This is a genomic window from Paenibacillus sp. FSL R5-0475 (assembly GCF_038004585.1).
Classification (GTDB): Bacteria; Bacillota; Bacilli; order Paenibacillales; family Paenibacillaceae; genus Paenibacillus_AQ.
The window spans coordinates 6306967-6332783 of sequence record NZ_JBBORK010000001.1 but is presented as its reverse complement, the minus strand read 5'-3'; the positions used below and the strand labels follow the sequence as shown (position 1 = coordinate 6332783).

At 41.4% G+C, this 25817-nt stretch carries 19 protein-coding genes and 1 pseudogene; 5 read left to right on the top strand and 15 right to left on the bottom strand.

Annotated elements, in window-relative coordinates:
• Positions 1-85 precede the first annotated feature (85 nt).
• Positions 86-1861, top strand: a complete 1776-nt coding sequence (locus MKX41_RS28310) for an ABC transporter ATP-binding protein (protein WP_340974109.1) — start codon at positions 86-88, stop codon at positions 1859-1861.
• The gene (locus MKX41_RS28305; protein ID WP_042184891.1) at positions 1848-3623 is read left to right on the top strand and encodes an ABC transporter ATP-binding protein; all 1776 of its coding nucleotides are present in this window, start codon (positions 1848-1850) and stop codon (positions 3621-3623) included. Before MKX41_RS28310 ends, MKX41_RS28305 begins: the two co-directional genes overlap by 14 nt.
• Before the next feature lie 80 nt (positions 3624-3703).
• Here the strand turns inward: MKX41_RS28305 and MKX41_RS28300 are convergent, their stop codons facing one another.
• The 10 genes and pseudogenes from MKX41_RS28300 to MKX41_RS28260 form a co-directional block, all read right to left on the bottom strand.
• Complete coding sequence (locus tag MKX41_RS28300; protein WP_340974107.1) at positions 3704-7069, bottom strand: HEAT repeat domain-containing protein; 3366 nt, start codon at positions 7067-7069, stop codon at positions 3704-3706.
• Positions 7070-7240: 171 nt separating this feature from the next.
• On the bottom strand, positions 7241-7993 hold the full coding sequence (gene yaaA, locus MKX41_RS28295) for a peroxide stress protein YaaA (RefSeq protein ID WP_340974105.1): 753 nt from the start codon (positions 7991-7993) through the stop codon (positions 7241-7243).
• 103 nt (positions 7994-8096) lie between these two features.
• The gene (locus tag MKX41_RS28290; protein WP_340974103.1) at positions 8097-8348 is read right to left on the bottom strand and encodes a hypothetical protein; all 252 of its coding nucleotides are present in this window, start codon (positions 8346-8348) and stop codon (positions 8097-8099) included.
• A 31-nt stretch (positions 8349-8379) separates the two neighbouring features.
• Positions 8380-9936 carry a glycosyltransferase family 39 protein gene (locus MKX41_RS28285; RefSeq protein ID WP_340974102.1) on the bottom strand — a complete coding sequence of 519 codons (1557 nt, stop codon included), beginning with the start codon at positions 9934-9936 and terminating at the stop codon, positions 8380-8382.
• Positions 9937-10106: 170 nt separating this feature from the next.
• On the bottom strand, positions 10107-10979 hold the full coding sequence (locus MKX41_RS28280) for an aminoglycoside phosphotransferase family protein (RefSeq protein ID WP_340974101.1): 873 nt from the start codon (positions 10977-10979) through the stop codon (positions 10107-10109).
• Positions 10980-11016: 37 nt separating this feature from the next.
• Positions 11017-11403 carry a VOC family protein gene (locus MKX41_RS28275; protein WP_283912042.1) on the bottom strand — a complete coding sequence of 129 codons (387 nt, stop codon included), beginning with the start codon at positions 11401-11403 and terminating at the stop codon, positions 11017-11019.
• 733 nt (positions 11404-12136) lie between these two features.
• Entirely contained in the window at positions 12137-13414 is a 1278-nt protein-coding gene (locus MKX41_RS28270; protein ID WP_340974100.1) for a GHKL domain-containing protein, read from the bottom strand.
• Positions 13411-14139 carry a LytR/AlgR family response regulator transcription factor gene (locus MKX41_RS28265; protein WP_340974099.1) on the bottom strand — a complete coding sequence of 243 codons (729 nt, stop codon included), beginning with the start codon at positions 14137-14139 and terminating at the stop codon, positions 13411-13413. The genes MKX41_RS28270 and MKX41_RS28265 overlap by 4 nt, the downstream gene beginning before the upstream one ends.
• A gap of 129 nt (positions 14140-14268) precedes the next feature.
• Positions 14269-14457, bottom strand: coding sequence for a GNAT family N-acetyltransferase (locus MKX41_RS32375; protein WP_445671330.1), 189 nt, complete (start codon positions 14455-14457; stop codon positions 14269-14271).
• Positions 14450-14713 (bottom strand): annotated as a pseudogene (locus MKX41_RS28260) (Na/Pi symporter); the annotation flags it as partial. The pseudogene MKX41_RS28260 and the gene MKX41_RS32375, both read right to left, overlap by 8 nt.
• Before the next feature lie 269 nt (positions 14714-14982).
• Between MKX41_RS28260 and MKX41_RS28255 the strand changes: the two are divergent.
• On the top strand, positions 14983-16788 hold the full coding sequence (locus tag MKX41_RS28255; protein ID WP_340974098.1) for a flagellin N-terminal helical domain-containing protein: 1806 nt from the start codon (positions 14983-14985) through the stop codon (positions 16786-16788).
• 137 nt (positions 16789-16925) lie between these two features.
• Here MKX41_RS28255 and gnpA read toward each other — a convergent pair whose 3' ends face one another.
• Positions 16926-19088 (bottom strand): 1,3-beta-galactosyl-N-acetylhexosamine phosphorylase, encoded by a 2163-nt coding sequence (gnpA, locus tag MKX41_RS28250; RefSeq protein ID WP_340974097.1) that lies wholly within the window; start codon positions 19086-19088, stop codon positions 16926-16928.
• A 12-nt stretch (positions 19089-19100) separates the two neighbouring features.
• Positions 19101-20120: a glycoside hydrolase family 88/105 protein gene (locus tag MKX41_RS28245; RefSeq protein WP_340974096.1), complete on the bottom strand. Its 1020-nt coding sequence runs from the start codon at positions 20118-20120 to the stop codon at positions 19101-19103.
• A gap of 405 nt (positions 20121-20525) precedes the next feature.
• Here MKX41_RS28245 and MKX41_RS28240 point away from each other — a divergent pair, with 405 nt between their 5' ends.
• Positions 20526-21467, top strand: coding sequence for an AraC family transcriptional regulator (locus tag MKX41_RS28240; RefSeq protein WP_340974095.1), 942 nt, complete (start codon positions 20526-20528; stop codon positions 21465-21467).
• Between the two features lie 17 nt (positions 21468-21484).
• Here MKX41_RS28240 and MKX41_RS28235 read toward each other — a convergent pair whose 3' ends face one another.
• The 3 genes from MKX41_RS28235 to MKX41_RS28225 all read right to left on the bottom strand — a co-directional run bounded on the left by MKX41_RS28235 (position 21485) and on the right by MKX41_RS28225 (position 25015).
• Positions 21485-22207: an MBL fold metallo-hydrolase gene (locus MKX41_RS28235; protein ID WP_340974094.1), complete on the bottom strand. Its 723-nt coding sequence runs from the start codon at positions 22205-22207 to the stop codon at positions 21485-21487.
• A 207-nt stretch (positions 22208-22414) separates the two neighbouring features.
• Positions 22415-24340, bottom strand: a complete 1926-nt coding sequence (locus tag MKX41_RS28230) for a hypothetical protein (protein ID WP_340974093.1) — start codon at positions 24338-24340, stop codon at positions 22415-22417.
• 324 nt (positions 24341-24664) lie between these two features.
• Positions 24665-25015, bottom strand: coding sequence for a winged helix-turn-helix transcriptional regulator (locus MKX41_RS28225; protein ID WP_340974092.1), 351 nt, complete (start codon positions 25013-25015; stop codon positions 24665-24667).
• 220 nt (positions 25016-25235) lie between these two features.
• On the opposite strand from MKX41_RS28225, the gene MKX41_RS28220 reads away from it, so the two are divergent.
• The gene (locus MKX41_RS28220; protein ID WP_340974091.1) at positions 25236-25769 is read left to right on the top strand and encodes an NAD(P)H-dependent oxidoreductase; all 534 of its coding nucleotides are present in this window, start codon (positions 25236-25238) and stop codon (positions 25767-25769) included.
• The last annotated feature ends 48 nt before the right edge of the window (positions 25770-25817 follow it).

Sequence of the window (25817 nt, the reverse complement as noted above, 5' to 3'; positions counted from 1 at the left end):
ATTGATAATGTTATAATCACTTTGTTTTATTCACTCTTTTCAGGCAAGAGTGAAAGAACAAGAACAATCAGAAACAGGTGATCAGATGTTCGAACTGAAATGGCTATGGCAGAACCTAGAGGGCAACCGGACACGGTACATTCTAGCGCTCTGCCTCTCAGTAGTGGGTTCAAGTCTTACGATTGTAAACCCTTACATCAGTCAGCGCATTGTCGATACGTTTATAGCAGGTGACAATGCGCTGCAGAATCTTACACAAGAACGGCAATTATTGATTATGCTCTGTCTGGGCATGATTGGATTTTCTCTACTGCGCACAGGACTTGCTTATATTACAACCATGCAGTACGAAAGATCCTCGCAAAACATGATGTACAATATCCGTATTTTTTTGTACAACAAGATTCAAGGACAGGACAGAGAATATTACGACCGTAACCGTACCGGTGATCTCATGACCAAGATGACCGGGGATCTGGACATGGTTCGGCACTCGATGGCATGGATTTTCAAAACGATCATTGAATCGCTAACGATCTTCATTGCTGCTGTTATCTATTTTTTCACTATAGATGCTCAGCTAACGCTGTGGATGCTAATCCTGTCACCGCCCATTTTTATCGTGGCTTACATATTCGCTAAACGCGTCCGTCCTATGTATATTGACCTGCGTGAGCGGCTGTCCCAGCTTAACACGACTACTCAGGAGAATATTTCAGGCAACCGTGTGGTTAAGGCTTTTGCCCGCGAAGAGTTCGAAGTTCAAAAATTTACGGAGAAGAATGTCAATTACTCTACAGCGAACAAAAAGGCCGCCCTTGTATGGCTTGATTACTTTCCTTTTCTGGAATCCTTCGCTCAGGGCTTCAACGTCATTCTAATGCTGGCAGGTGGTTTGTTCCTGATGAACGGCCGGATCACCTTCGGTGAATTTACAGCTTTCTCTTCACTGATCTGGGCTATATCCAACCCTATGCGCAACATTGGTATTATTATCAACGACATTCAGCGCTTTTTTGCGAGCTTGTCCAAAATCATTGATATCTATTACGCAAAGCCTAATATCGTAAACGAGCATGCGTCTACTGACAAACGCCGTTACGAAGGCCGTATTGAGTTCGATCATGTCCGCTTCAAATATGACAGCGCTATCGTACTTGACGATGTTAGCTTTACCGTAGAACCTGGTGAAACCATAGCAATCATGGGCTCGACCGGATCAGGCAAAACAACAATCATCAACCTGATTCCTCGCTTCTATGACGTAGCCGAAGGACGTGTACTCGTCGACGGCGTTGATGTCCGAAAGCTGGAGCTCGATGAACTGCGTGATAATATCGGCATGGCGACCCAAGATGTGCTCTTGTTCTCTGATACTATCGATGGAAACATCGCCTATGGTGATCCTGATCTTCCGGAAGAAGATGCGATAAGCTTTGCCGAGCTCGCAGCCGCACACGACTTCATTACCAAAATGCCTGAAGGTTATGATACCGTTGTCGGAGAACGAGGAGTCGGCTTATCTGGAGGTCAAAAACAGCGTATCGCTTTAGCACGTGCTTTGGCAGTTCGCCGTCCGATCCTCATTCTGGATGATACGACCTCTGCTGTCGATCTTGAGACAGAGGAGCATATTCAGAAAAGTCTACGCGAGCTGGATTATCCTTGCACGAAGATTATTATCGCGCAGCGTGTATCTACGACCGCGCAGGCTGACCGTATTCTCATTCTGGATAACGGGAAGCTGGTTGAGGAAGGCACCCACGCCGAACTGCTAGCGAAACGAGGCTACTACTACGATGTGTTTAAACTGCAGAACGAGGGTATTGGAAGGCAGGTGACCGCAAGTGGCAAGGAATAAATTCGACGTCGATGAGAATCTGGAATCGCCGTTTAATATAAAACACTTCCGGCGTGCGATGGTATACATCAAACGAAAGAAAACGCCAATGATTGTTGCATTTATCCTCAGTGCACTTTCAGCGGCCATTTCACTATCAGCTCCACTGATCATGCAGCATGTGATCGACGTGACCATTCCGGCAAAAGCGAAGCTTGCGCTACTGGGCTGGGCTGGACTGATGCTTCTGACCATTGTGGTCAGCGTTTATCTGGCTACTATTCGTTCACGTATCATGACGAGTGTTGGGCAGGATATTATTTTTGACATCCGTACAGATTTGTTTAAGCATCTGCAAGAGTTGCCCTTTAAGTATTATGACGACCGTCCGCAAGGCAAGATTCTCATCCGGGTCGTAAACTACGTTAACGCCGTTTCAGATGTGTTATCCAACGGTATTATCAATTTTATTCTGGAAATCGTGAATTTGCTCTTTATCGCAGCCTTCATGTTCGCTGTTGATGTTCGTCTATCATTTGTCATCCTTGCAGGGCTGCCAGTATTCTTTGTCATCATGATGCTGATCAAAACTCGGCAACGCCGGGCTTGGCAAGCAGTATCCAATAAAAGCTCCAACCTAAACGCCTATTTGCAAGAAAGTATCAGCGGTATTGGTGTGACGCAAATGTTCTCCCGGGAACAACGCAACGAAGGAATCTTCACACGTCTCGCGGGTAATTTCCGTACAGAATGGATGAAGGCTCAACGTTACAACTTACTTATTCCGTTCTCCGTAGACAACTTGTCTACGATCGTTACATCATTGATTTTCCTTGTAGGCCTACTAACACTGAGTCCTCAAGACATGACCCTCGGCGTCATTCTGGCGATGAGCAGCTACGCTGCCCGCTTCTGGCAGCCGATTCTGAATCTTTCGAACCTGTACAATAACTTCATCAACGCCGTTGCCTATCTCGAGCGTATCTTCGAGACGCTGGATGAACCCGTTACCGTCAGTGATATTCCGGATGCGAAGACACTGCGGCCTGTAGAGGGCCATGTCACTTTCGACGATGTGACCTTTGCCTATGACCCAGGACTCAATATTCTGGAGAATATCTCCTTTAAGATCAAAGCGGGAGAAAGCATCGCTCTAGTGGGACCAACAGGTGCAGGCAAAACTACGGTCGTCAATCTGATCTCGCGCTTCTATAATATTTCTAGCGGTAAGATTCTTATCGACGATCAGGATATCTCGCAGGTTACGCTGAAGTCCCTGCGCAGCCAGATGGGGATTATGCTACAGGACAGCTTCATCTTCTCCGGTACGATCTTGGACAATATTCGTTACGGTAAACTCGACGCCACCGAGGAAGAAGTGATTGCTGCGGCGAAAGCCGTGTGCGCCGACGAATTCATCCGTGAATTCGATCAAGGCTACATGACGGAGGTCAACGAGCGTGGCTCCAAGCTGTCTCAGGGACAGCGGCAGCTCATCTCGTTCGCAAGAACGCTTTTGGCTGATCCGAGAATTCTCATATTAGATGAAGCCACTTCATCGATCGATGCGAAGACTGAGCGTTTGCTGCAAAAAGGTCTGAATGAGCTCCTTAAAGGACGTACCTCATTCATTATCGCGCACCGCCTGTCCACCGTAAAAAACTGCGACCGCATTATGTATGTATCTAACAAAGGCATCGCAGAAAGCGGCTCACATGATGAGCTTATCGCACAAAAGGGGCTTTACCACCGCCTTTATACGGCGCAGAAGATGGAAGCTTAATTGAATAAACACCAAAAAAGCTCAGGCCGAATTGTAGCTTGAGCTTTTTTGGTGTTTATATTTTATTAAAACTATGAAAACTAATCTATCACCGTCCAAATATTTAGCGCAAGTGAGCGAACCGCAATATTCGTGTGATTTCTGTACACCCTCAAACGCTCTGCAGGCTCTGGACTCCAGAGTAGAGCACTTCCGGCAACCTCAAGCAACGAAAGTCCAATATACTGAGATTCGTAACTCCCCTCAGACCCTAGCACATCTACAATATCCAATAAGGTCTCCGGACTCCAGTAGCCTGTGCTGTCTTTTAAATTATAAGCAACCTGCTTGTAGGCGTCGCTCAACAGCTGCGGCTGATTTGAAATACAGTTAACCATCTGATTCAGATAAGCGGCGGATTCCTGCACATTATTCCAGTCTATTACTGCTATATACAGCTTCATCACAACTTGCTGTAAAGTCTCATCCGATGCTAGACACTCAATCAATCCCGTATACAAAGGTTTAAGGTGCACCCGGGTGATTGTTGGCAAAGCGTTCAGCTGGTTGATAAGTTTCAGGAGACGTTGCCGATGAGGCAAATCTCTACTGGTAGTTGCATTCCATTCATCCCTTATCGCCGCACTAGCTAATTTCTGACAAACGCCGATTACAACCTCATTGATCTTACCATCGCGGCAGGTTTGTATTAGCGTGTTCATGGCAAATTCCCATCTGTTGCTGTCTTCCAAATCCATAATAGCCTGAGCGGTGGCAGCTGCAACAATGCCTTCATTTCCATTGGTCCACCGCATCATAGAACTGAAAGCATACTTGCCGACAAACCCATCCGGATGATTTCCGATTTCAATGATTAATTTTAAATAGCGAAGTCTATAGTCTAGCGGAAGATCATTAGGCTGTTGGGATAACAAGCTTCTTGCGATATCACTTTCTGATGAAGCAGCCATTGCACTTAAAATCTCCCAAGCGCGCTCATCATCTAAAAGCTGTTTTGCAGCATGCCCTATGGCAATGATTACATCCTTGTGTGCATTTGATTTCTCGAACTCGTTCATCAATAGCGGAATGCTGTCATCGCTTCTATAAGCACCCAGTAAGCGGATGGCCTCTTTTCTGACAGTGATCTTCAGCTTATCCCGATTCAGAAGCTCTTTCAGCATGGTAACCAGTAACACCGGATTCACCCTGCGGATGCATCTGGGTATCGAGTACATGGCTACACGTGCCCGGTCCCCATCCAGATTCTCCAGCAGAATGGGAAGTGCCTTCTCCGGTTCTTCCATAAGTGAAAAGGCATGAAGTGCAGCTTCTACTACAGTTACATCCTTATCCTGCATAAGCCCAAGTAACCTATCCGAACCGAGATCAGGCATGCTTGCCATGATCTTAATAACTCTTGCACGCTCCCAAAGATTACGTTTGGCATCGTATGCAATTTTTTCTAATAAGGCACTTAAAGCTTGTTGCTGACGTGGCAGCCATCTGTGGAATCCATCCGCGGCCGGCACAAGATAGATCGTTTTGCCTGATAGGAACTTGCCCTTAATGACAGCCCCTGAAATAAAAGGATCGAGCCATTCTTGACGCTTCAGATGCAGATGCTGGAATACTTCATGGATCGTAATATACGATTTATCTAAAGCTAATAATTCCTTAACTCTGGCATCACGTGTTGTACGAGGCGCAAGCCAGTATCTGGCCGCTTGTATGGCTGTAGAATCTGCCTTTGCCCTCGTTGCTTCCTTTAACAAATTCTGAAGTTTTATGATGCCGTAACCTCTTTTACCAAATGAGCTAGCCAGGCTAAGTACCAGATTGTAGTCTTCTCTTTTGTTGCCCTGTACAGCTAATGTATAGATTTCATCCAAGATGACCTCTTCTACTCCTTGGGGTAAATTCTTCTCCAGCGATGGAAGTGAAAGCTGTCCGTTCTGCTGGGCCAGTTTCCGGATCGTATTTAAAGAGAACTTGAACAACTCACTGTGAGGATTTAATGCGTTATGCCGGAGAATAGCAAATGCCAGTTGTTGAACGGAAAACTTCGTACCATACGAAGTATCTCTGGCATCTATAACACCATCAACAAGCATAGTAAGTTCTTGTACATGGGCATCGGTGAACACAGATGCAGGACTTTCTGAAAGCTCCTTAAACACAAAACCTCGAACAGGATCTTGCTCATTTCTAATCCGGCCCAAAAATACCAAAGTCTCATGCATACCCTGTCTCGACAGAACCGTACTTCTGATCAGTTGCATAAGCGCCGTGGAACGTTCTTCTGAACTGGATACCTTTGTTGCTTGTTCAAGCCCCGCTCTTGAATGAAGAATCGAACGGCAAGCGGTGAGTCTGATTGTTCTCTCCCGGTCATCATTGATTTCACGAAGGCCAAGCATCCGGGTGGCTTCCTTGTCACGCAAGGCATGCGGTAATACATAAAGTAATCTTTCCGGAAAAACACGGTCTTGGCGTTTATCTTCTTCATACACGGCATCAAAAATCACTTGGCGGTTGGAAGGTGCAATATTATGCAGCAACTTCGCTAAATGCATCGGGTGATCTGCGAGTAATTTCGCTATCTCAATCCATTGCTCCATGGATAAATATTTTTTTCTTTTTAGAACCCCTTCAGGCACACCATAAGAAATCAGATCGCTCCGCGACTCCGTTCGAGTCAGCAGCTGATACACTATATTCGGATTTTGGCGTACAAGCGTGCCAAGTTGTTCCTTTAACGCAGGATGTATGATACCCTCGGGTCCATGATTCATCGCACACGCAAGTACCAGACCCGCCTTCAGATTGCATAGGATCTCCATAGCTGATGAGAACCTCCACCAGACATATCCTTTTTCCCTGGGTGGTGTGCTTTCTAGCGTTGTTTCAAAGTATTCCGCTACTACGTCAAGATGCCTGCTGGCTAGTTTCTTCCAGTCTTTTATGGCATATCCGATATCTGCAAGCCACTTACTAACTGTTTCCGAATAACAGGCCTGCAATATAATCGCGGCTTCTTCCGCCCCCCACCGGGCGTACACCATAGGCAATAAACGTTCCGCCAATTCCTGACGGTTAATCTGTGAAATACTGTGCAGCAGCTTACGGCGGCAATCATATGATAAATGTGGGAGCTCATGTTCAATATCAGCATCTGAAGCCACCTTTGCCAAAAGCCCCGCAGCCGTATTTCTGATACTTGCCATGGGATGCCGCAGTGCTGACAGAATAATAGGGGCATCATGTGTTGCAATGGCACCGATTAAGGCAAGACGTGCTTCATAAACGCCATCCTCCAGCAAGGAGGCTAGTAATTGGGAGTACTGGACAGATCCAAGATGATCACGGCCTAATATCGCTACTTTTTTGACTCTGTCGGAATAGCCTAGTGAATCCAATTCTTTAAGTAAGCTCTGTTTGTCCAATGGATCTCTTTTAAAAATCATAAGCCCTCCTCTTTCACCTGTTCTTATTCCATCCGAACTTTATTCTCTATACTGCAATCTATCCCCTTTAAAAAACTAGAATTTCCCATATAGTTTCGCTAATCAAAAATAAAGGTAACCCTGAAGCTGGTTGTTCAACCATCTCCAAGATTACCCGTAGTACTACTAACTCTATTCATTCTTTTTTTGTATAAACACATACGTACTCTCATCCGACAGCTCATCAGCAAAGCTGAAATCAAACCCGTCGAAGCCTTTGATATCCTCCACACAGGTGATTTGCCGCTCAGCCATGAAGCGTACCATTTCACCTCTGGCCATCTTGACCAGGGTCGCTCTCTCAACGATCTTACCGCCGATTTCTTGCCCGAATACACAGCTAATCATTTGAACGTTTCCGCCAACATACGGGGAGATGCACTTGCTGTATTCCTTAGAGGCCAGATTCAGAATGATATCACTCTCCGAAAATAGCTGATCTGCAAGCTTCCTGTTCCAGAACTCATAGATAGACTTGAAACCTGGTCCGCTAAGCTTAGCCTGCATCTCCAGCCTGTACGGAACAACGCCGTCAAATGGCCGGACGATTCCATAGAACCCGGACAATATCCGTAAATGCTGCTGAAGATATTCCAGCTCCTCCATTTGAAGTACCCCTGGTGCCATGTACTGGTACTGGATACCCTCATAAGAAAAGATAGCGGGTGTAAGATTCCGTGTTACATCCATATCCCGAATTCGCTCCACATTCAGCGTGGCGATGGCATCATTGCATTTCCATAGCGATTTAGCTTCTTCATAATTCAACTTTTGTAATAAGGCCAGAAGAGTCTGCGACTCGCTTATGAATTGCGGCATCTGGCGGCAATCCATAAAATCCGTATCCATCTTCATCTTCTTGGCAGGCGATATAATGATTCTCATGTTGCTCCCTTTTCTCTTTTCTTACCCCCGCGGGGAATTTAAATGTAATCTTATCCTATCACACTTAATCTTCGTAGGCTTGGGGCAAGTTCATGAAATTTGTTCACTGTCGCCCACTTTGCCCGCTAACTCCTCCATCTGTACCTTGGCTGCCGTTTCTTCTTGTCCCGCCATTCATGCCGGGAGAGCTACCTCCATCTTTACCCCGGCCACCGTTAAAGCTCTGTCCCCCGTTCGCCCTTGAACCAGAATCTGTACTTGATATCTTCTGAGCGGTGATGGCGTCACAGGAGATGAGCACCATGGAACAACTAAGCACTGCTATGAGCAAAGCGAGATATCGCTTGATCCGCATCTTTGAACCCCCTCTTTCCGAGCAAACATGGTCAACGTGGAAAATATCTTTTTAACAAATAATCATATACATCTTTAAAACCCATGTAGGATAACACGATCAGCAGCGGATATACCGGGTATATATATCGAGACTTAATCTCCCATAGTAGATAGAATCCGATAAAGCCCAGCACCACAAGAATCAAAGAGGTCTCTTCAAATCTTTTGGCTCTTATTCCACCGATTAAGCGAACGAGTATAAAAACATACATCAGAAAATTTAGGACATACAGCAACCACAGTAGCCCGTTGCGGTAGCTCGAATCCCCCTTAAATAGATCCGTAGCAGCATTAGTGTAGCTATAACGGTCCATGACAAAGCCTATTCTTCCACCGTTACTGGATGATCCATCATTCCCAAGTCCATATCGTTCCATCTGGTATGTTCCTTCTGTCCAGGTCCAAACGATTTTTTTATAATACATTTTCACTACGTCCCTTAGGCTCGCCTCGGAGAGTTTATGACTGATTTCCTCTTTAAATAGCTGCGTACTTTCTGCCTTATTATAATTGGCATCCTGCTGATAGATCGTATAGCTCTGCCAGTTATCCCAGAATCCAAACGTCTCCAGATTGATCCCCATATTCAGCCACATATAGACCGGTGCGGAATTTTCGTTAATCGGTTCATCTACGACATTCGTCGCCTGCAGCACAGCATTTTGCGTCCAGCCTGGAACATTAAACAATAAAGCCGTAATAAACAACGCGCTTAGAGCTTTTTTTACCCCGATCGCACGCATGTTGAACAATAGACTGACTACCACAGCAATCAGAAAAATAACACCGATACTTCGGAAATAGTTGCCGACTGCCAAGAAGATGGCTACGAAGACAATATCCTTTAAGGACTTTCTTTTGATAAATTTCACAGCAAAATATAAAGCACTTGTCAAAAAGGCAGTCGCGATCACATCGTTATAAATTAAATTACTCATAAACAAAGAAGGGATATAGGTAGCGGCAAACACGAGAATGCCATAATCATGATTCTCAGACTTACCCTTGAGCTCTTTATACAGCAGGTAAATCATTAACGAGGTTAAGAGTGTAAATAGAATATTGAATATTTTGATCACCAAGTAATTATCCGGAAATAACTGTAGCAACGTCTTTAAGTACACAACAATCGAGAAGTTAAACGGGAACATATGCAGATAACCTGTCGTGTCAAAAGATGAATAATCATTTCTGTACAGCATATCGAGTGCCAGTGAAAGCACCGTCTGCGAATCATCCGTCGGCAAGCGAGGAAATAGAAAAATGATCACGATCTGAATGGCAAAAGAACATAGCAATATGGCTGGAATGACGATTTTCCAACTGTACTGATTAAGCTTCAGGCATATTTTATACAAAATAACGCTTAACGCCAGCACCACCACAATCCCTAGAATAAAAAGGCCGAGCTGTTGCTTCTCCAAAACTGGCGTGTCCCCATATACGAAATAATTATATTTCGCCCGGATAAAAAAGGAGGAAGCGATAAACAGTCCTATGAAGCATGCCAGTATGAGATACAATGTTTTTTGAATTGCCCTTATCATGGAAAACCTCCTTTTCACAGTCGAAGTCTATACAAGCACATCCCCCGATTCATAAAAAGCATTATAAACACCCAAACTGAATATTGAATGAAAGCAGCGAACAAACGTAAATAGACCGCCTCCCTCGCAAAGGGTTGCGGTCTGTATTGTAATTCTTTTTAAGATGAAGTTCATTTAAACCCTTGGAAATCCAAATCTTTCAGGAAGCGATTACTGCCCAGTATGCTCTTTACCCTCTTCGATACATTAGGTCCTTTAGGTGTACTGCCTCGTCTATTCAGTAAGATCCATCTTAGACAAGCCCATGCTTCGAACACCTCAAGCTCTTCCTGCTCCATAAAATTCTCCAATAGATAAGCAGAACGGAACATATCAGCGTAACGCTCGGAGATGTGGACTTTCAGCAGAATAAGTGACCATGCAAAATCATATCTAGGGTCTCCCAACTGGCCGTTCGTCCAATCGATGACGGTAAATCGCTGTTGTTCCTCTACTATATTTCCTAAATGAAAATCTCCATGAATGATACGATCTTGTCTCATAGGAGTTTGCTCCACTAGAGAAATCACAGCTTGATTAAGGTCTGTATGCTCTCTCACTTCAGGAAAAAAGTAGTCGATGAAATCGTACTTAGGTAGTTGTATATGTTCCAGCTCAGCGATATCTATTTGATGAATTCTGGCTAAAATGCTCGCGAGCTCCTTCATTGTCTTATTATTCACTTTATGAATTGGTTTTCCGTCAAAGCTTGTTAACAACACCTTATTCCCGTCCGGATTGATTCCCCAACCCACTGGTTTAGAGACGGCTACCCCTCGTTCAGACAGGACTTCCAATAAACGGTATTGAAACTGAACATCTGGTTTGGAGCTCTTACTCCATGTTTTCAAGACATAGCTTTCCTGATCTAGATTGATCTTTAGAACCTCAGCTTCAAAGCCATCATCCATCGGATGCGTGGTTAAGCTGGCTTCATGATAGAGTAGCTCATCCATGATTTCATGGTATTCAAGCCAGTTTATATTAGTTATAGGGGTTCTCAAGAGCAATTCTTCCTTTCGGGTGATTGTATATATTCAATTATTCTTGTGGAATGCCCGCTACGATCTCAAGCAAATTGCCTTCTGGGTCAGCCACAACAGCTTCACGCAACCCATAGGGCTGTGAAATAGGTTCTTTTATAGGAGTTGCACCTGCCTTCACCAGACGCTCAAATTCCTTGTCGACCTCTTCAGGTGAGAGAACGCCAAATGAGACTTCCATTGTCCCATTCAACCCATTGGGATAACCTAGTCCTGAAATACTCAGCGCATCCCGCTGACACAAATTAAAAAATACACCACTCTTTAGCTGAACCCCGGTAAATACGCCACCATCCCATTCTATAGCCATATTCATGACGTCCCGATAGAATGTGACCATCTTTTCCATGTCTTTTACAATCAAAGTTACAGCACCGATTTCCATGAAATCCACCCAATCTTCTAAATTATTCCTTTTATGATCGTAGATATAGTAGCATAGGCGGTAAAATATTGAAATGAATTATAACAATAATAAAAAGCTCTGTAGAAACTCTACAGAGCACTGTCAGCTTGAATCTAACTTTTCTACCTATGTCACTGAATAAAATGCTAATCCGATACTTGAAAAGATAAGCAACAGTATGGTAATAAAAACCGCAGATCCTATATACTTATTCTTTCTAGACTTACCCGTAATTGATATTCCTCTTTTTCCAATAAGAGAATATAAAATGAATCCCAATATGGGAGTGGTCGCAATCATTAAGAATACCCAAATCCAAGGATTTATTCCTCGATACAAACAATCGTTGTAGAGCCATAGACATGATAGCGTTATAGTCAATAAAGCAAATACAACCACTAATACAACTAATGGAATCATAACGTTCTTCCTCCTTTCCTATTTGATTTAGACTTCTCATGTCCAAAAAAAGAAATGGATACAGTTTGCATAATGAAAGCCCGCGCAATGGCGACTCTTTGCCCCCCCCTATTTCACTTTTCTTTTGTACTTTGGAATATTCATGCCCTTGATAACCTACATTGAAATCATAAACCAAATTTTTTTTGTTTTTTGATGCTCGTTGTAATCTGCACAATACTCGTTGTAATCTGCACAATAAAAAGGCGATTTCTCATTCAATTTTTGAATGGAAAGTCGCCTTTTTGTTGTTTTATGGAATTGGTAGAACTACGATTGAATTAAAATAGCCCTCATCGTACGAAAAGTCTGAGTATCCTTTTAACTTTTTGACTCGTTCATTGATGCTGCTGATTCCAATGCCATACCTATTTTTCCCTTTTTCAGAAATTAATCGCCCATAGGAGAAATCCACATTCACATGATTCGACGAATTTACAATGATTATGAATAATTTACCCTCACTAAACTTTATTTTGATTTCAATTTCCTTTTTTATTTCTTCTGTTAATCTAAGTACTGCTTCAACGGCATTATCTAAAAGATTCCCTAATATGGCCGCTAGGTCAATGGTATATTCTATAAATAAGTCATGAGGAACTTGGAGATCTAAAGTGCATTCTATATTATACTTTTTGGTTTGTTCTAGCTTACTATTAAGAATGGCATCGATGGGTATACACCCGGTTAATAATCTATATGAGAATACATTGGTTTTCAATAACTCCTGTAGCTCCTCTTTTACCTCGTCTGTTTTTTTCCTCTCCAATCCATAGGCTATATTTAATAAAATATTTTTCAGATCATGTTTTAGCTTAGACATTTCTCTTTGATTCTCTAAGCTCTCTTCGTAATATTTATTTTGTGTCTCCATTATGGAGTACTTATGTATAAGAAAATTTTTCCCTTCTAAACTATTGTAAATCAGCATAATGCACACATTCACAATTAACAAAAAAACACATGGAACGAATTGATTGATATCTTTATACTGAAAAATCCAATATATACTCATTAATGATAGACAAGGCACAATACTTAATAACAAACATTCCTTATTACTTAATCCGATCTCATTATCAGATCTAAAATAGAGTAACAGCTTTGCCGACAACATCACAATTAACAACGATAAAAAGTTTGCACTAAAATATACGACTAGCATAATGAATAACTGACCTTCAAATTTTTGATCATAATTATATGTAATAATAGACAACGCCAAGTCTGCAAGTGTAGTGATCAGCGTAAAAAAGATAATGTGGTAGATCCTTTGAGCCATTGATCCGTAGAACGAATACAGTATACAGATACTCAAAAGAACAACAAATAAAAACAACTTAACCATAGAGTTTGTATCACTAGACAATAATTTTATTACTCCCATAGCGAGAAATGTTAAGGAATAAAATTTATACTTTGAAATTCTGAGGTTAAGAAATCCATTGAAATAAATAGAGATCGATGTTACCTGAACAAGCGTATAGAGAATAGCTAGAACTGCAATGCTAATAACCTCAATATTTCTCAATAGCCAATCCTCCTTTTTATGAAGTTGTTATAAGCATCTTTAACTACCTTTCTCTGACCTCTACTAATTGCTAAATTTTCTTTATTGGTGAGAATAATATCGGTTCCCGAAACAATATGGACATAATTTAGATTTAAAATGGTGCCTTGATTTACTTTTATAAAGGACAAGGGATCAAGCATTTCTTCAATCTCTTTTATCGTGCCATAGAATGAGAATTCGTCATCAACGGTTACAACATGTATAATCCTACCTTTCTCAGATGAAATGGATAGAATCGTCTCACTTTTGATTTGATAGTTAAGATTTTGAGTTTTGAAGAATAAGTACTGGTTATTCCTTCTAACCTCATCAATGGCGTGAAGTAAAACTTTACTTATTTGCTCTTCTTGTATTGGTTTTAGTATGTATCGAAAAGGAGAAACTTCAAAGCTTTCCATGGTGTAATTGTCATAGCTGGTGACGTAAATGATAATCATATTTTTATCTATTTTTCTAATTTCCCTAGCGACTTCGATTCCATTTAAAAATTCCATTTCAATATCTAAGAATAATATTTGATACTCTTCGTTTCTAGCTTTCAAAGCATTCAACAATGATTTTCCGGATTCATAAATATCTATATCTAGCTCTATGTTTTGATACAAACCTGCACTATCCATAATAATCTTCTCTAACTTGGAACTATGTAATTGCTCGTCATCACAAATGCAGATTCTAATCATTCCTCTAAACTCCCTTTTTAAATAAACATATTATTTTGAAAATAATACCTTATTAGTAATAATTCAATAAAGAAGATCAGTAGTCCTTGTAAATAAAAAAGACGACCGAAGTCGTCTAGTAAATGCTTATTAATTGATTTCATAGCCAACAGTAAATCTAGAACCGCACAACTCATAGCCGATCTGAGTATATAGCCTAATCGCTTTCTTATTATCACCATGCGTGCCTAATGTGGCGATTGTTTTGCCCTGCTGCTGTAGATAGTTCAGTGCGGTGCAGATGATGTTACGGGCGACACCCTTTTTCTGCCATTCCAATGGCTTGTCGCAAAGTCATAAGGCCCACATTTACAAGCCCAATCGCCAAAACCGTTGTCCCCGTTGAAGATTGTATCAATACAGTTACGCTAATCCCGACAAGAACACCCAAAATCGGGTTAGATGTATACCTCTCGAGCAGGCCACGCATTTTATCCCCAGCGGATTTCTGAAGCCCATCTGACATGTATTTAATACCAAACAGAAAAATCCCAAGTCCACCAACAAACTTAAATATTAAATCCTGCCAATCCAATATATAAGCCTCCTCTAGTTGTTTATTCTATTTTGACCCATTTGGTTTAACATAGTTGGCTACAAGATATAGCATGATCTAATTTCGGAATGGCTAACCCGGGTCTTCATATAAATAAAACTTTTCAAATATAGTAAGGATTTAAAAAAATCCAAAAAAAATAAGCCGATTCATTCTGCAAAGCTGCTTTAATGCATTCATGGACGCAATATCTATTATTGTGATAATATGTATGGGAATTCACATTATTTCTCTTAGAGGTATCAATTATGATAATAATGCACAATTTGTCTGCTCTAAATGCAAATAACTTGTTACGGAAAAATGCTAAAGCTGGTTCTAGTAGTATGGAAAATCTATCATCAGGCTTACGCATCAATAAAGCTTCTGATGATGCTGCAGGATTGTCAATATCTGAAAAAATGAGGGGACAAATTAGAGGACTGGATCAGGCATCCAGAAATATACAGGACGGCGCTTCACTCCTTCAAACAGCAGAGGGCGGCCTACAAGAGATAAATGATATATTACAAAGACAAAGGGAATTGATTATTCAGGGTCTAAATGATACGAATACGGATAACGACAGGCAACAGATTGAGGCTGAAATACAACAACTTACCCAAGAAATAGACAGCCTTTCAAGGAGAACAGAATTTAATTCAATTAACTTATTGGCTAGAGATGATTATAAGATACTTGCTGATCGATCGAGCAGTAATACAGCCTATACTATCAGTGACCCGCCACCAACTACTAGAGTAACTAACAGTATAGTCTACAAACCTCAAGGAACATCAGCAGAAACAAGACATGTAATTAGTAGTTCAGATACATCAGTAACGACCAATACATATTCAAATACCAATAATATTTCTCCAATCGCCTCTCCAGATGGAAGAGCAGGCTATAATGAATATAATATTGATATTCAAACAACAACTAAGACGGACACAAATAATACTGTTTATGAAACGTTAACAGCATCAAACGATCCACAATATGCTACACCTGCCTACTGGTTCTCTGTTGGAATGAATAAAACCAGTTTTGGACCCAAAGATCTTGGCGATGTATACGGTTCAATGCTCGAAAATATTGAAGTTAATGGAAGTTTAAGACCCATCGAGTATACATCTCGCAGTGGTTCAGGATCAGATCCTGCCTGGGATCATATGTGGTTCTCCGGCACAAACCTATCAATTATGAGACATAGGACTGTACTGGCTGATAACTCCATGGAAATCAAATATGTAATTAATAATATGGATCCAACCGATGCCAATATCAAACTAGATAATATAATCGCCCCTCCAATAAATTCAGTTATCACTGATGCAGGAGGAAATCCGTTAGCTACCGGAAATACCATAATAAATCCACCTTCAGGAAGTTCATTTAACCTAACGGGATCAGATGCCAACGCTGGCTTAAAATTTGACGATTTGCTTGGATTTCTGGCACCTTCAGAGCTTACGATTAATAATCCGGCAGCAGGTCAACCACAAATAAATTTTGATTGGCAACTCACTATCCCCTCTGGTACGAGTGTAACATTGGGCTTCAATTATGGTCCGTTTTCATTAAATCTTGATGTATTTGAACTAACACATGAACTAGTAGAAACTAAGCATATTGAAACAACAGTGAAAACGGATATAAAGGATATTGACTATGTTCCACCAAGGCTCGATATTCAAGCAGGGGCTAACCATAATCAAACAATCATCATCCCCCTGTTCAATGTAACCTCTCAAGGATTGGGCATTGCAAATATGGGAATATTGCCGCCCGGTATACCTGATAAGACATTAGCTCAAATAGATAAAGCCATAGGAAAAGTAATAAACTATAGAGGGATGTATGGTGCATTACAAAACCGTATGGAGCACACATTGAACAATGTGAAAAACTCTGCAGAGAACTTAGCTTCGGCAGAATCACGTATCCGTGATGCGGACATAGCTAAAGAAATGATGAATTTCACAAAAACCAACATATTAACTCAAGCTACCCAAGCAATGCTGGCACAAGCAAATCAGAATCCTCAAGCTGTATTGCAACTCCTAAATTAGTATTAAAATAGACTGCAAACTCAACGTATAGCATATTCGCTTTACAGCAAAAAGCTCAAGCATCGGCAGGTTAGCCGCAGCTTGAGCTTTTATATGTTATAACCATGGATGGTTTTTCCGTTCCTATGCCGATATTATTAATCCCCAATAGTTCTAATAATCGTGTCATACGGATCTAATTCCAAGGTTTGCTGTCCATATTCCGTATGAATCGTAGTTTTTTGAAGCTGATCGCTATTGTTAATGACCACGAGTATTTTGCTTTCTGGATAATAAGCACACTCTGTATATAAGTTGTCCGTAATGTACTTGGTCTCCGTGAACTCATTACCCGCAAAACGAATCAAATTCAGCAGCAATCTTGTATTCTCAAAGCTGAATTGGAAAGATGGAAGGTAGATCCCCTTTCCTTTACCGAAAGCATGGGTGGACAGTGTTATTAGACCATCCGTTTCAGTCACAACCGCTGCTGCTCCATCAGTAAGATAAATGTTATTTTTGGGTGTTATGCTAGCCCCAATAGGTACTACACCAAGCTCATCCTTCACTTCATATGTCCATTTTCCATGCGCTACTCTGGAGCCTGTATCCTCATCTACACCGAGAACATGTGCCATTCTGAAAAAGCTGTCATACCCTTCAAGCGCTGAAGGTTGATTCACGCCTATAAAAGTACCACCTTCATACACCCACTTTGTCAGTAAGTCCACACACTTGTTGTCCCTCCAGCGTTCTCCACCACTCCATGCTGAGCCAGCAGATCCGGCATTGATCACTACATCACAATCTTTTAATATTCCCTGACGGATATCCTCAAAATCAATGAACTGTAATTCAATCGGCAATCCGGATAAAGCCTCGTTGATATGAATCAAATCATGCATATACGTTTCATGGAAATGCCCAGACAAGGTCCACGATCTCAATTTGCCCCAAGCGTGCAGAATGGCTACCTTCGTCTTAATATGATACGGTTTGCCTTTATGATGCAGCTCTTTAATTTCTCTGAATTCACCCGCAATCTTTTCGATATAATCACAAAAATCCGGATAAGGCTCTACAAGATGCAAATATCCACCCAATCCAATTCGATCTATAGGCTCTCTGAGCAGAGCACGCCGAATATTGATCCAATATTTTTTGGCATCTAGTGTAGGGTTCCCTCCCTCCATAAAGGTAGGCAGACCACCTAAACCAACCGGAAACAAGTAGGGATGCAGCCTAATCTCATGGGTATCTACTTTTACACCTGAACACATTCTTGCCTCGAACCCTGAGAACACACATTTAATCATCCCGTCAAAACCAAACTCCTCGAAACGATCATTGTAAGGCTCCATGCCAACCCAACTATCATCATAGAAGACATATGCCAGCTTGTCGTACCCATGCACAATATCAATTAATTTCTTACTAAATTCGATGACAAAATCATTGATAAATGCCATCCAGTCCAGCTTGCGCTGCTGCGCCGGGATATGACTCACACGATATTTTCCACCATTCACAAAATCCTCGGCCGTGAGCGAATACCCATATTTTTGAGCAAACAGATCAAGCGCTCTTGAGCTTACCGTAAAATCATATGAACCCCAGTCCGAGAACAAATGGCGATTGCGCTCATTGCTGCCCCAGATCCAGGCGAAATTATAAAATAGGGACGTAAACCGAACCACCGTTGTTTCCTTATGCTTACGGCACCAATCTTCAAGGAAGTGGAGCAAATACTTTTGCGTTTCAACATAGATGGGATCAATCTGCATTAAATGTTCTTTTTCCCAGTGATTCGTGGTGTGATTGTACATGGAGATCTCTTCCCAAATCCGGTAGACCATGAAGCTGACCGTATATTTGTGCCAAGGCGCAATTCCAGTAATGACTACATTTCCTGATTCCCGTTCATAATTCCACTGTTCTTTTGGAACCTCTTCACCAGTAGTTCGGTCAAAAACCTGCCAGTACTTAAACGCCTCTTTGGAATCATTTACTCGGAATTGCTCAGCGAAAAAGTCCTCCATCAAATAGATGGATAAATAATCTTCGACCGCTACCTTCGGATTAGTAATTAAAAAGCTTTGCTGTAGCTTATCAGGGTTTTGAGATGCCCATTCATTATGATCTCTGATGATACAGATTGTAGAATAAATGCCGTATCCTGCGTTGATAATCTCATCGGACAACTGTGTACCGTCACTGTCACGGATGACATCGGCACCCCACCGTTCAGCTAACTCTAAGGTCAGTGCCTCATAACCGGATTCGCCCGGTAGTGTAAAGGCCCCCGTTGTTTGCTTGGACAACTTGGATCCCTCCTATTTGAGCATATCGGACAGAAACGAGAGTGCTAAGCCTTGGCCCCAGCCTTGAATCCAGTCTTTTGGAATATTGCGATAGCCTTCCCGGTCTTTCATAACCGCTGTTCCACCCGATACACCCAGTACTCGTCCATCCTCGCTGATATTGCTTAGAACACCCTTCAGGGCCTTTTGCACATACTTGGTATGCAGCGGATTGCCGTTATTGATCATTGCAGCCGCTATCCCGCAAGAGGCAGATACTTCTTCATAAGATTCTTCGTCATCAAGCACTGTCCGCCACAGGCCGTTCTCCGTTTGCAAAAGCTTGAGTGCCGCCAATTGATCGCGCAGCGAACACTCCACGTCCATACACGCCGGATACAAATACCATTCTTTCAAAAGCTTTTTGACTTGCGACATGGTATATGCGCCCCAAGCATTTGCTCTGCCCCAATATAGTCCGGACATATGATCCTGCTTCACATTATTGTAGCCATGGTACCAGAGGCCGCTGCTAGGGTCTTGCAGGTATTTGATATGCCAGTAATATTGATTCAGGGCATCCTGGATCATTTCCTGATCGTTTAATTTACTTCCTACGCGTAGCAGAAAAAACGCCGCCATAAACAATGTATCTGCCCATGCCTGCTCTGGAAAATCATTAGAGACGGATACGGTATGCTGCAGCACATGATCTCCGAATCTAAGCGCATGGTTCTGCAGATAATCCACCTTGCTCATTACAATATCCCAATATTTCTGATTGCCTGTTTCTTCATACAAGGTGATCAGCATATGCCCCATGGCACAGGTGTTTACCGTCCAGTCCGGCAGGCCCAGCTCGATATATTCATCTGCCCACTGGACAAGCATATCCAAATACTCTTTATTGCCTGTCGTTTTATAAGCTCTGGTTACCCCATAATAAGCCACACCACAAGGCCAGTCCCATGTTAAATCCATCGTCATTGTTTTTCTAACGACTTTGTCGATAACGCTTAGAATCTCTTCTCTGTCATAAGTTAATTGAAGCATCTTGATTCTCCTCTCTTTCGCACACGCCCCCATTGGCGCTGAGAGCTGTCCGTCCTATGTAAACGCTTTACTAACTCCATTGTAAGGAGTAAAATGGTCTGATTCTAAGCATATTCATAACTAAACTATGCAATTTCGACCATTAAGAGTACAGGGTCAGTCGCAATTCCGGGGAATGTTGGACTTCCGGCCGCTGTTGTCGTAAGAATTTCTTGATTTGTACCGCTATTAGCGGTTGAAATCCGGAGACAAAGGCGGGCGCTACGCTCCTACAGTTCCAAACTTCTCCTCCGCCACTTTTTTCCCTTTCCTCAAGTTGTAAAGTACATCTATATTGTTGAACTTGAAATCACTTTAACCTATAATCTACTCAACCTACGTAATAAGAATGGGAGTATTGAGAATATGCCCAGAAAAAAGAAGCCCGTCATTGAATACCGCCACTACAGCTTGCCGATAAACTTTCCTATTTTACTGCTAAGCGGTGAACGTTGGAAGATTTCCGATATCAAAAGTGAACATCTCCATTTCCATAACCATTTAGAGATTGGCATTTGTCATTCGGATAGCGGCATCATGGAGATCAAAGGTGAATCCGTACCCTTTAAAGCCGGAGATGTGACCTTCATCCCTAGGTATCTGCCTCATACCACGTATAGTTCGCCAAATGAAGCTAGTCTTTGGTCTTATATCTTTTTTTCACCTGAGGAGCTCTTTCAGCATTCATTCAAAAGCGCTTATAGTGACTTCGAGCCAAATTTATGGGCGATCAAGGGAATGAATTGTATTTTGAACAAGGAGGAACATCCCAAGGTCTATACCCTTGCGACATCGGTCGTAGAGGAATTGAAGCAAAAAAATAATTTCTATCAGGAAAGCGCCTACGGCTTATTGTTATCCCTTTATATAGAACTGCTTAGAATTCATTCCCGGAATAAACCCTTAGTAGAGCAAGAAACAGACCATAACCTGAAAGGTGATTTTGTCATCTCTCCAGTTCTGGAATACATCACCAAAAACTATATGATACCTATTACCATCAATGACCTAGCTGATCTGTGCCATCTAAGCACCACTCATTTTCGCAGAAAATTCCATGAGATCATGGGGACCGCACCTCTAGATTTCCTAAACAGCACCCGCATTGAAGAGGCCTGCAAGCAGTTAAAAAGCACGGATGCTTCCATCCTCTCCATCTCTGAACGAGTCGGTTTTCAGTCTATTTCCAGCTTCAACCGATGTTTCTCCAAGCTTATGGGCGAATCTCCCAAACAATGGCGTAAAGCCGCACATTCCGAAACCCAATCTGCAAAAGCATCTATATTAGAGTTTACGGGGTGGGTATAGGGAAAGGGAGTCCCTGTTTACTTCATTTCACAAAATCTATTTAACACATGAATGATTTGCTCCTTGCTCATAGGGGCGTCGTGCCCTGGGATATACGTAGTAAATGAAAGATTTTTTAAAAACTCAACATATTCCTTCATTTTTATGGGATCAATCTTACCTTCTCCATGATAATAATCTCCACTATGTGCATCACCTGCAAATAAAACCTCCGCTTCTTTAACATATACAACACAAGAGTCTGCTTCATGCGGCCCTCCTACCTTGAGGATTTGGCAAGTGATGCCCCCTAAATCCAATGTTAAAGAATCCTCGAAAATAATCGATCCTGTGCTGACCGAAATCTTATCGAACGTATCGTATTCTTTTTTCATACAGTTATAGGCGAATTCTATTTCTTCTTTTGTCCCTAGACGTTTTATAACGGACTCTTCATCCCATTTCCACGCTTTCAATCGCTTTAGTACCTCATTCGTTGCTGAAGATACTATGGTTTCCCCCTCAAAAGCATGCATACCAAAGGTATGATCCCAATGCCAGTGCGTAATCAAAGCATATTTGGGACGTGGTAGATTGTGATCATCCAAACCCGTTATAAAGGCATCAAAATGCGATTTTGAATTGCCACAATCAATCATAATTGAAAAGTTCTCACCTACAACATATCCCAAAACAGGTCTGTCTGTTTCTCTAACATTTTCTAAATAATAAATCGATTCATTTATTTTTTTTAGTTCCATAAGATTGTTTTCTCTCCTTTAGATCAACGGGTCATTTTGTAATTTAATAATGAATCCGGATAGCTCGTTGAGCAAGGGAGAGTTTAATTTTAGGCGTTCTCACCAAGAGCACAAGTCAATCCAACTCCAAAAAAAAGAGAGTCCCCCGGTAGCCACTTTTTTATGGCTACTGGGAGACTCCCTCACAATTAAGTTTTTGCTATAAGGTTATTTCGAATTCTTCATAGTTGTCGAACGAACTTGGAATGCTCCGTTTTTGTAAGCAAGAACAGAGGTTTCTACGCCTTTAATTACGGAAGTAGCTTCACCACGAATCGTTTTTGATGCAACAATCTCATAGACTCCGTTTTTATCTACATCAGAAGCCTTCATTGTATTGTAGAGCGAACGTTTGCCATTCACTTTCACGTATTCGTTTAGAAGAACTTTAACACCACTGTCTTTGAAGGATACTACGTAAGCATTGGTGCTACCGCTGTTACCGCCAGAGTATACAGTAATCATGACATCTTTAGATTTATCACCATTGAAATCGCCAACGAAGTTGATCTTTGGTTGGTAACCCGAGAAGTCTTTGATATTACTGTTGATCACTTTTTTAGTCTTACCTTCTAGAACGACGATATTGATATCTGTAACCAGATCACCATTAGCGGCATCCTTGTTACCAATCAGTAAGACATTATCCGCAACACCATTACCAGTTACATCCACTTGTTGTTTCGCAAGCAGAATTGTTTTTGCTGTTGTTGGAATTCCCTTAAGCTCAAAACGTTTGCCAACGGTGTAATCACTTGTTGTAGTTGTAGCTGGTGTAGTCACTGATTTGCTATCGGATTTAATGGTTTCTGTACCCACAACCTTGAAAGCACCGTCTTTAAAAGTAAACGTTGTTTTTTCCTCACCTAGAACTATAGCTTCAGCATCACCGCGAATTTTTCTAGTTCCCACCAGATCATATACACCATCTTTATTAAGATCCACTTGCTCTAAAGTGTTGAAAAATGCTGGTTTACCATCCACAACAGGTTTTACACTCAAAAGCGGTTGTACCTTATCACCTGTGAAAGACAATATGTAAGCATCTGTTGTACCATTGTTACCACCGGAGAATGCTGTAAACATTACATCATTTGCTTTGTCACCGTTGAAATCACCAATCCATTGAATTTCTGGTTTAAAGCCATCGAAACCGCTGATTTTTGCATCCTTCAATGTATTTGTTTTGCCATCGACAACAACCAGGTTGATGTTGCTTACATAACCAAGTTCATCTGCTTTGTCACCGATCAGATAGATTTTATCTTGGACACCGTCTTTATTAACATCGTTAACTTGTTTTCTGATAAGAACAGTCTTATCTGTTGTGTTAACACCTTGCAATGCGAAAGGTTGGCCAACAGTCAGTTCTCCAAGTGCAGGTTGTTTAAATGGATCTTCTTTAGTAGTTTCTGTTTTGCTAACTTGGAATTCGCCGTTTTTGTACGTAAACCATACTTTTTCATAGCCTGTTACCACGGAAGTAGCTTCACCATGGAGGATTCTGATTCCAAGCAGTTCGTTCACGCCATCATTTTCCACATCGACTGCTTCTAATGTTCTGAATAATGCCCGTTCGCCTTTCACCTTCAAATCCCCGCCCAGAATAATAGAAGGGGTATCATTCTTGAAAGTTACGATTCTAGCATTGGTAGAACCTTGGTTGCCACCGGAGTACGCAGTAATCATCACATCAAGTGCATGGTCATTATTGAAATCACTCACATAGCTGATTTTCGCGTTCAAACCACCAAAGTCTTTAATCCCTGCGTTTAACACTTTGTTTGTTTTGCCGTTTACAACGATGAGATTAATGTTGTCGAAATCAGGAGATTCATTTTTGTCGCCAATGAGATATAAAGTGTCCTTCACGCCATCCAAATCAAGATCAACCGTGCTTGTTGCTATCAATACTGTATTGGCGTTCGTTTTAACACCAGCTAGTGTAAATTTTTGTCCAACTTGATTAGTGGATGTTGCTACGGTTGAACTGGTTGGCGTTGTGACAGGATTGGCCATTGCTTGAGATGAGAAAGATGCGACTGCTGCTACACATAATGCAACGGATAATGTTTTCTTAATTTTCATTTTCATTGTGTTTCCTCCGATGGTTTATAAAGGTTGGTGTCGAATACAATCTCATTATATTCCTAGAAACATAGGACAGAGTGACGTTAAGGTAACATTATCCTATTGAAATAAAACAATAACTAAATAAAATATCCAAATCAGAGGAACTTCAAGCACTAAATAATGCCAATTTCTTTGGGGGATAGCGGTCGCAAAATCAATAGAAACGCTTTCATCGGCTATACTATGGGATTTGAGCTACCCTACTTTTTTTTAATAGTTTGATAACAATTCTGTAAAATCAGTTTGATCCAATTAAAGTACAAACCTATTCGACGGCTACAACAGTTACAACTCCTCCGACAAGACGATCTCTTCTCCTTGTTCTTGTCTGATTCTAATATTTTCTTTTCCCCAAGAACACATAACGTCAACGATCTTAATGGCTGTAACGCCATATTCCGTAAGGCTATATTCGACTTTTGGTGGCATCTGCTGGTAAACGAATCTTTTGACAAGTCCATCCCTCTCAAGTTCACGAAGCTGCTGGATTAGAACCTTTTGTGAGATACCCTGAATATTGCGCTGCAATTCACTTGTTCTTTTGGCATCGGACATCAATAAGCAGATGATCAAAGCTTTCCACTTTCCACCGATGATTTCTAGTGTTGCCTCTATCCCTAGATTATATTGTTTCATAGAATAACACCTCGTTCATACAGATCTAATTAAACTTACCCAAAACTTCATTTTGCATATATTTTTTTGTGAGTCTAGTACGCACTTCAAAGTAACCATCTTACTTTATTGTGTGTATTTTCTTTTATTAAAACCTGCAGGATAATGATGATATTCATAAAAATAAGGCACAGCATTTTGAAGAAATACGCTTAATATAGGCCTGGAATGGAGATTCATTATGAAAACACTGGTGATTGTTGCATATCCCAACCTTGAGAATTCGAGGGTCAATCAACGCTGGAAAGAAGAGCTACTGCAATATCCAAACGATATTACCATTCATGAGATTTATAAAGAGTATCCTGACTGGAACATTGATATTCCTAGAGAGCAAAATCTAATGGAAGCCTATGACCATGTGATCTTTCAATTCCCTTTGTATTGGTATAGTTATCCGCCTCTATTGAAAAAATGGTTTGACGATGTGCTCGCTTACGGATGGGCTTATGGATCAAGCGGCGACAAGCTTAACGGGAAAAAGTTAGGGCTTGCTATATCCATAGGCGATAAAAAAGAAAATTATCAACCTGAGGGCTCTGTTTCTTTTACCGTAGACGAAGTAATTGCACCCTTTAAAGCCAGTGCCAAACATGTAGGTGCAGAAGCTCTACCGTATTTTGCTGTTTTTGGAGCTTCATTTCAAGCCAGCGATGAAGAAATTAATACTAGTGCAAAAGAATATATCAACTATATCTTTAAGTACCATATTTGATACAAAAAGGGCTATCCCAAGTCTTGATCAAAGACTTTAAGGATAGCC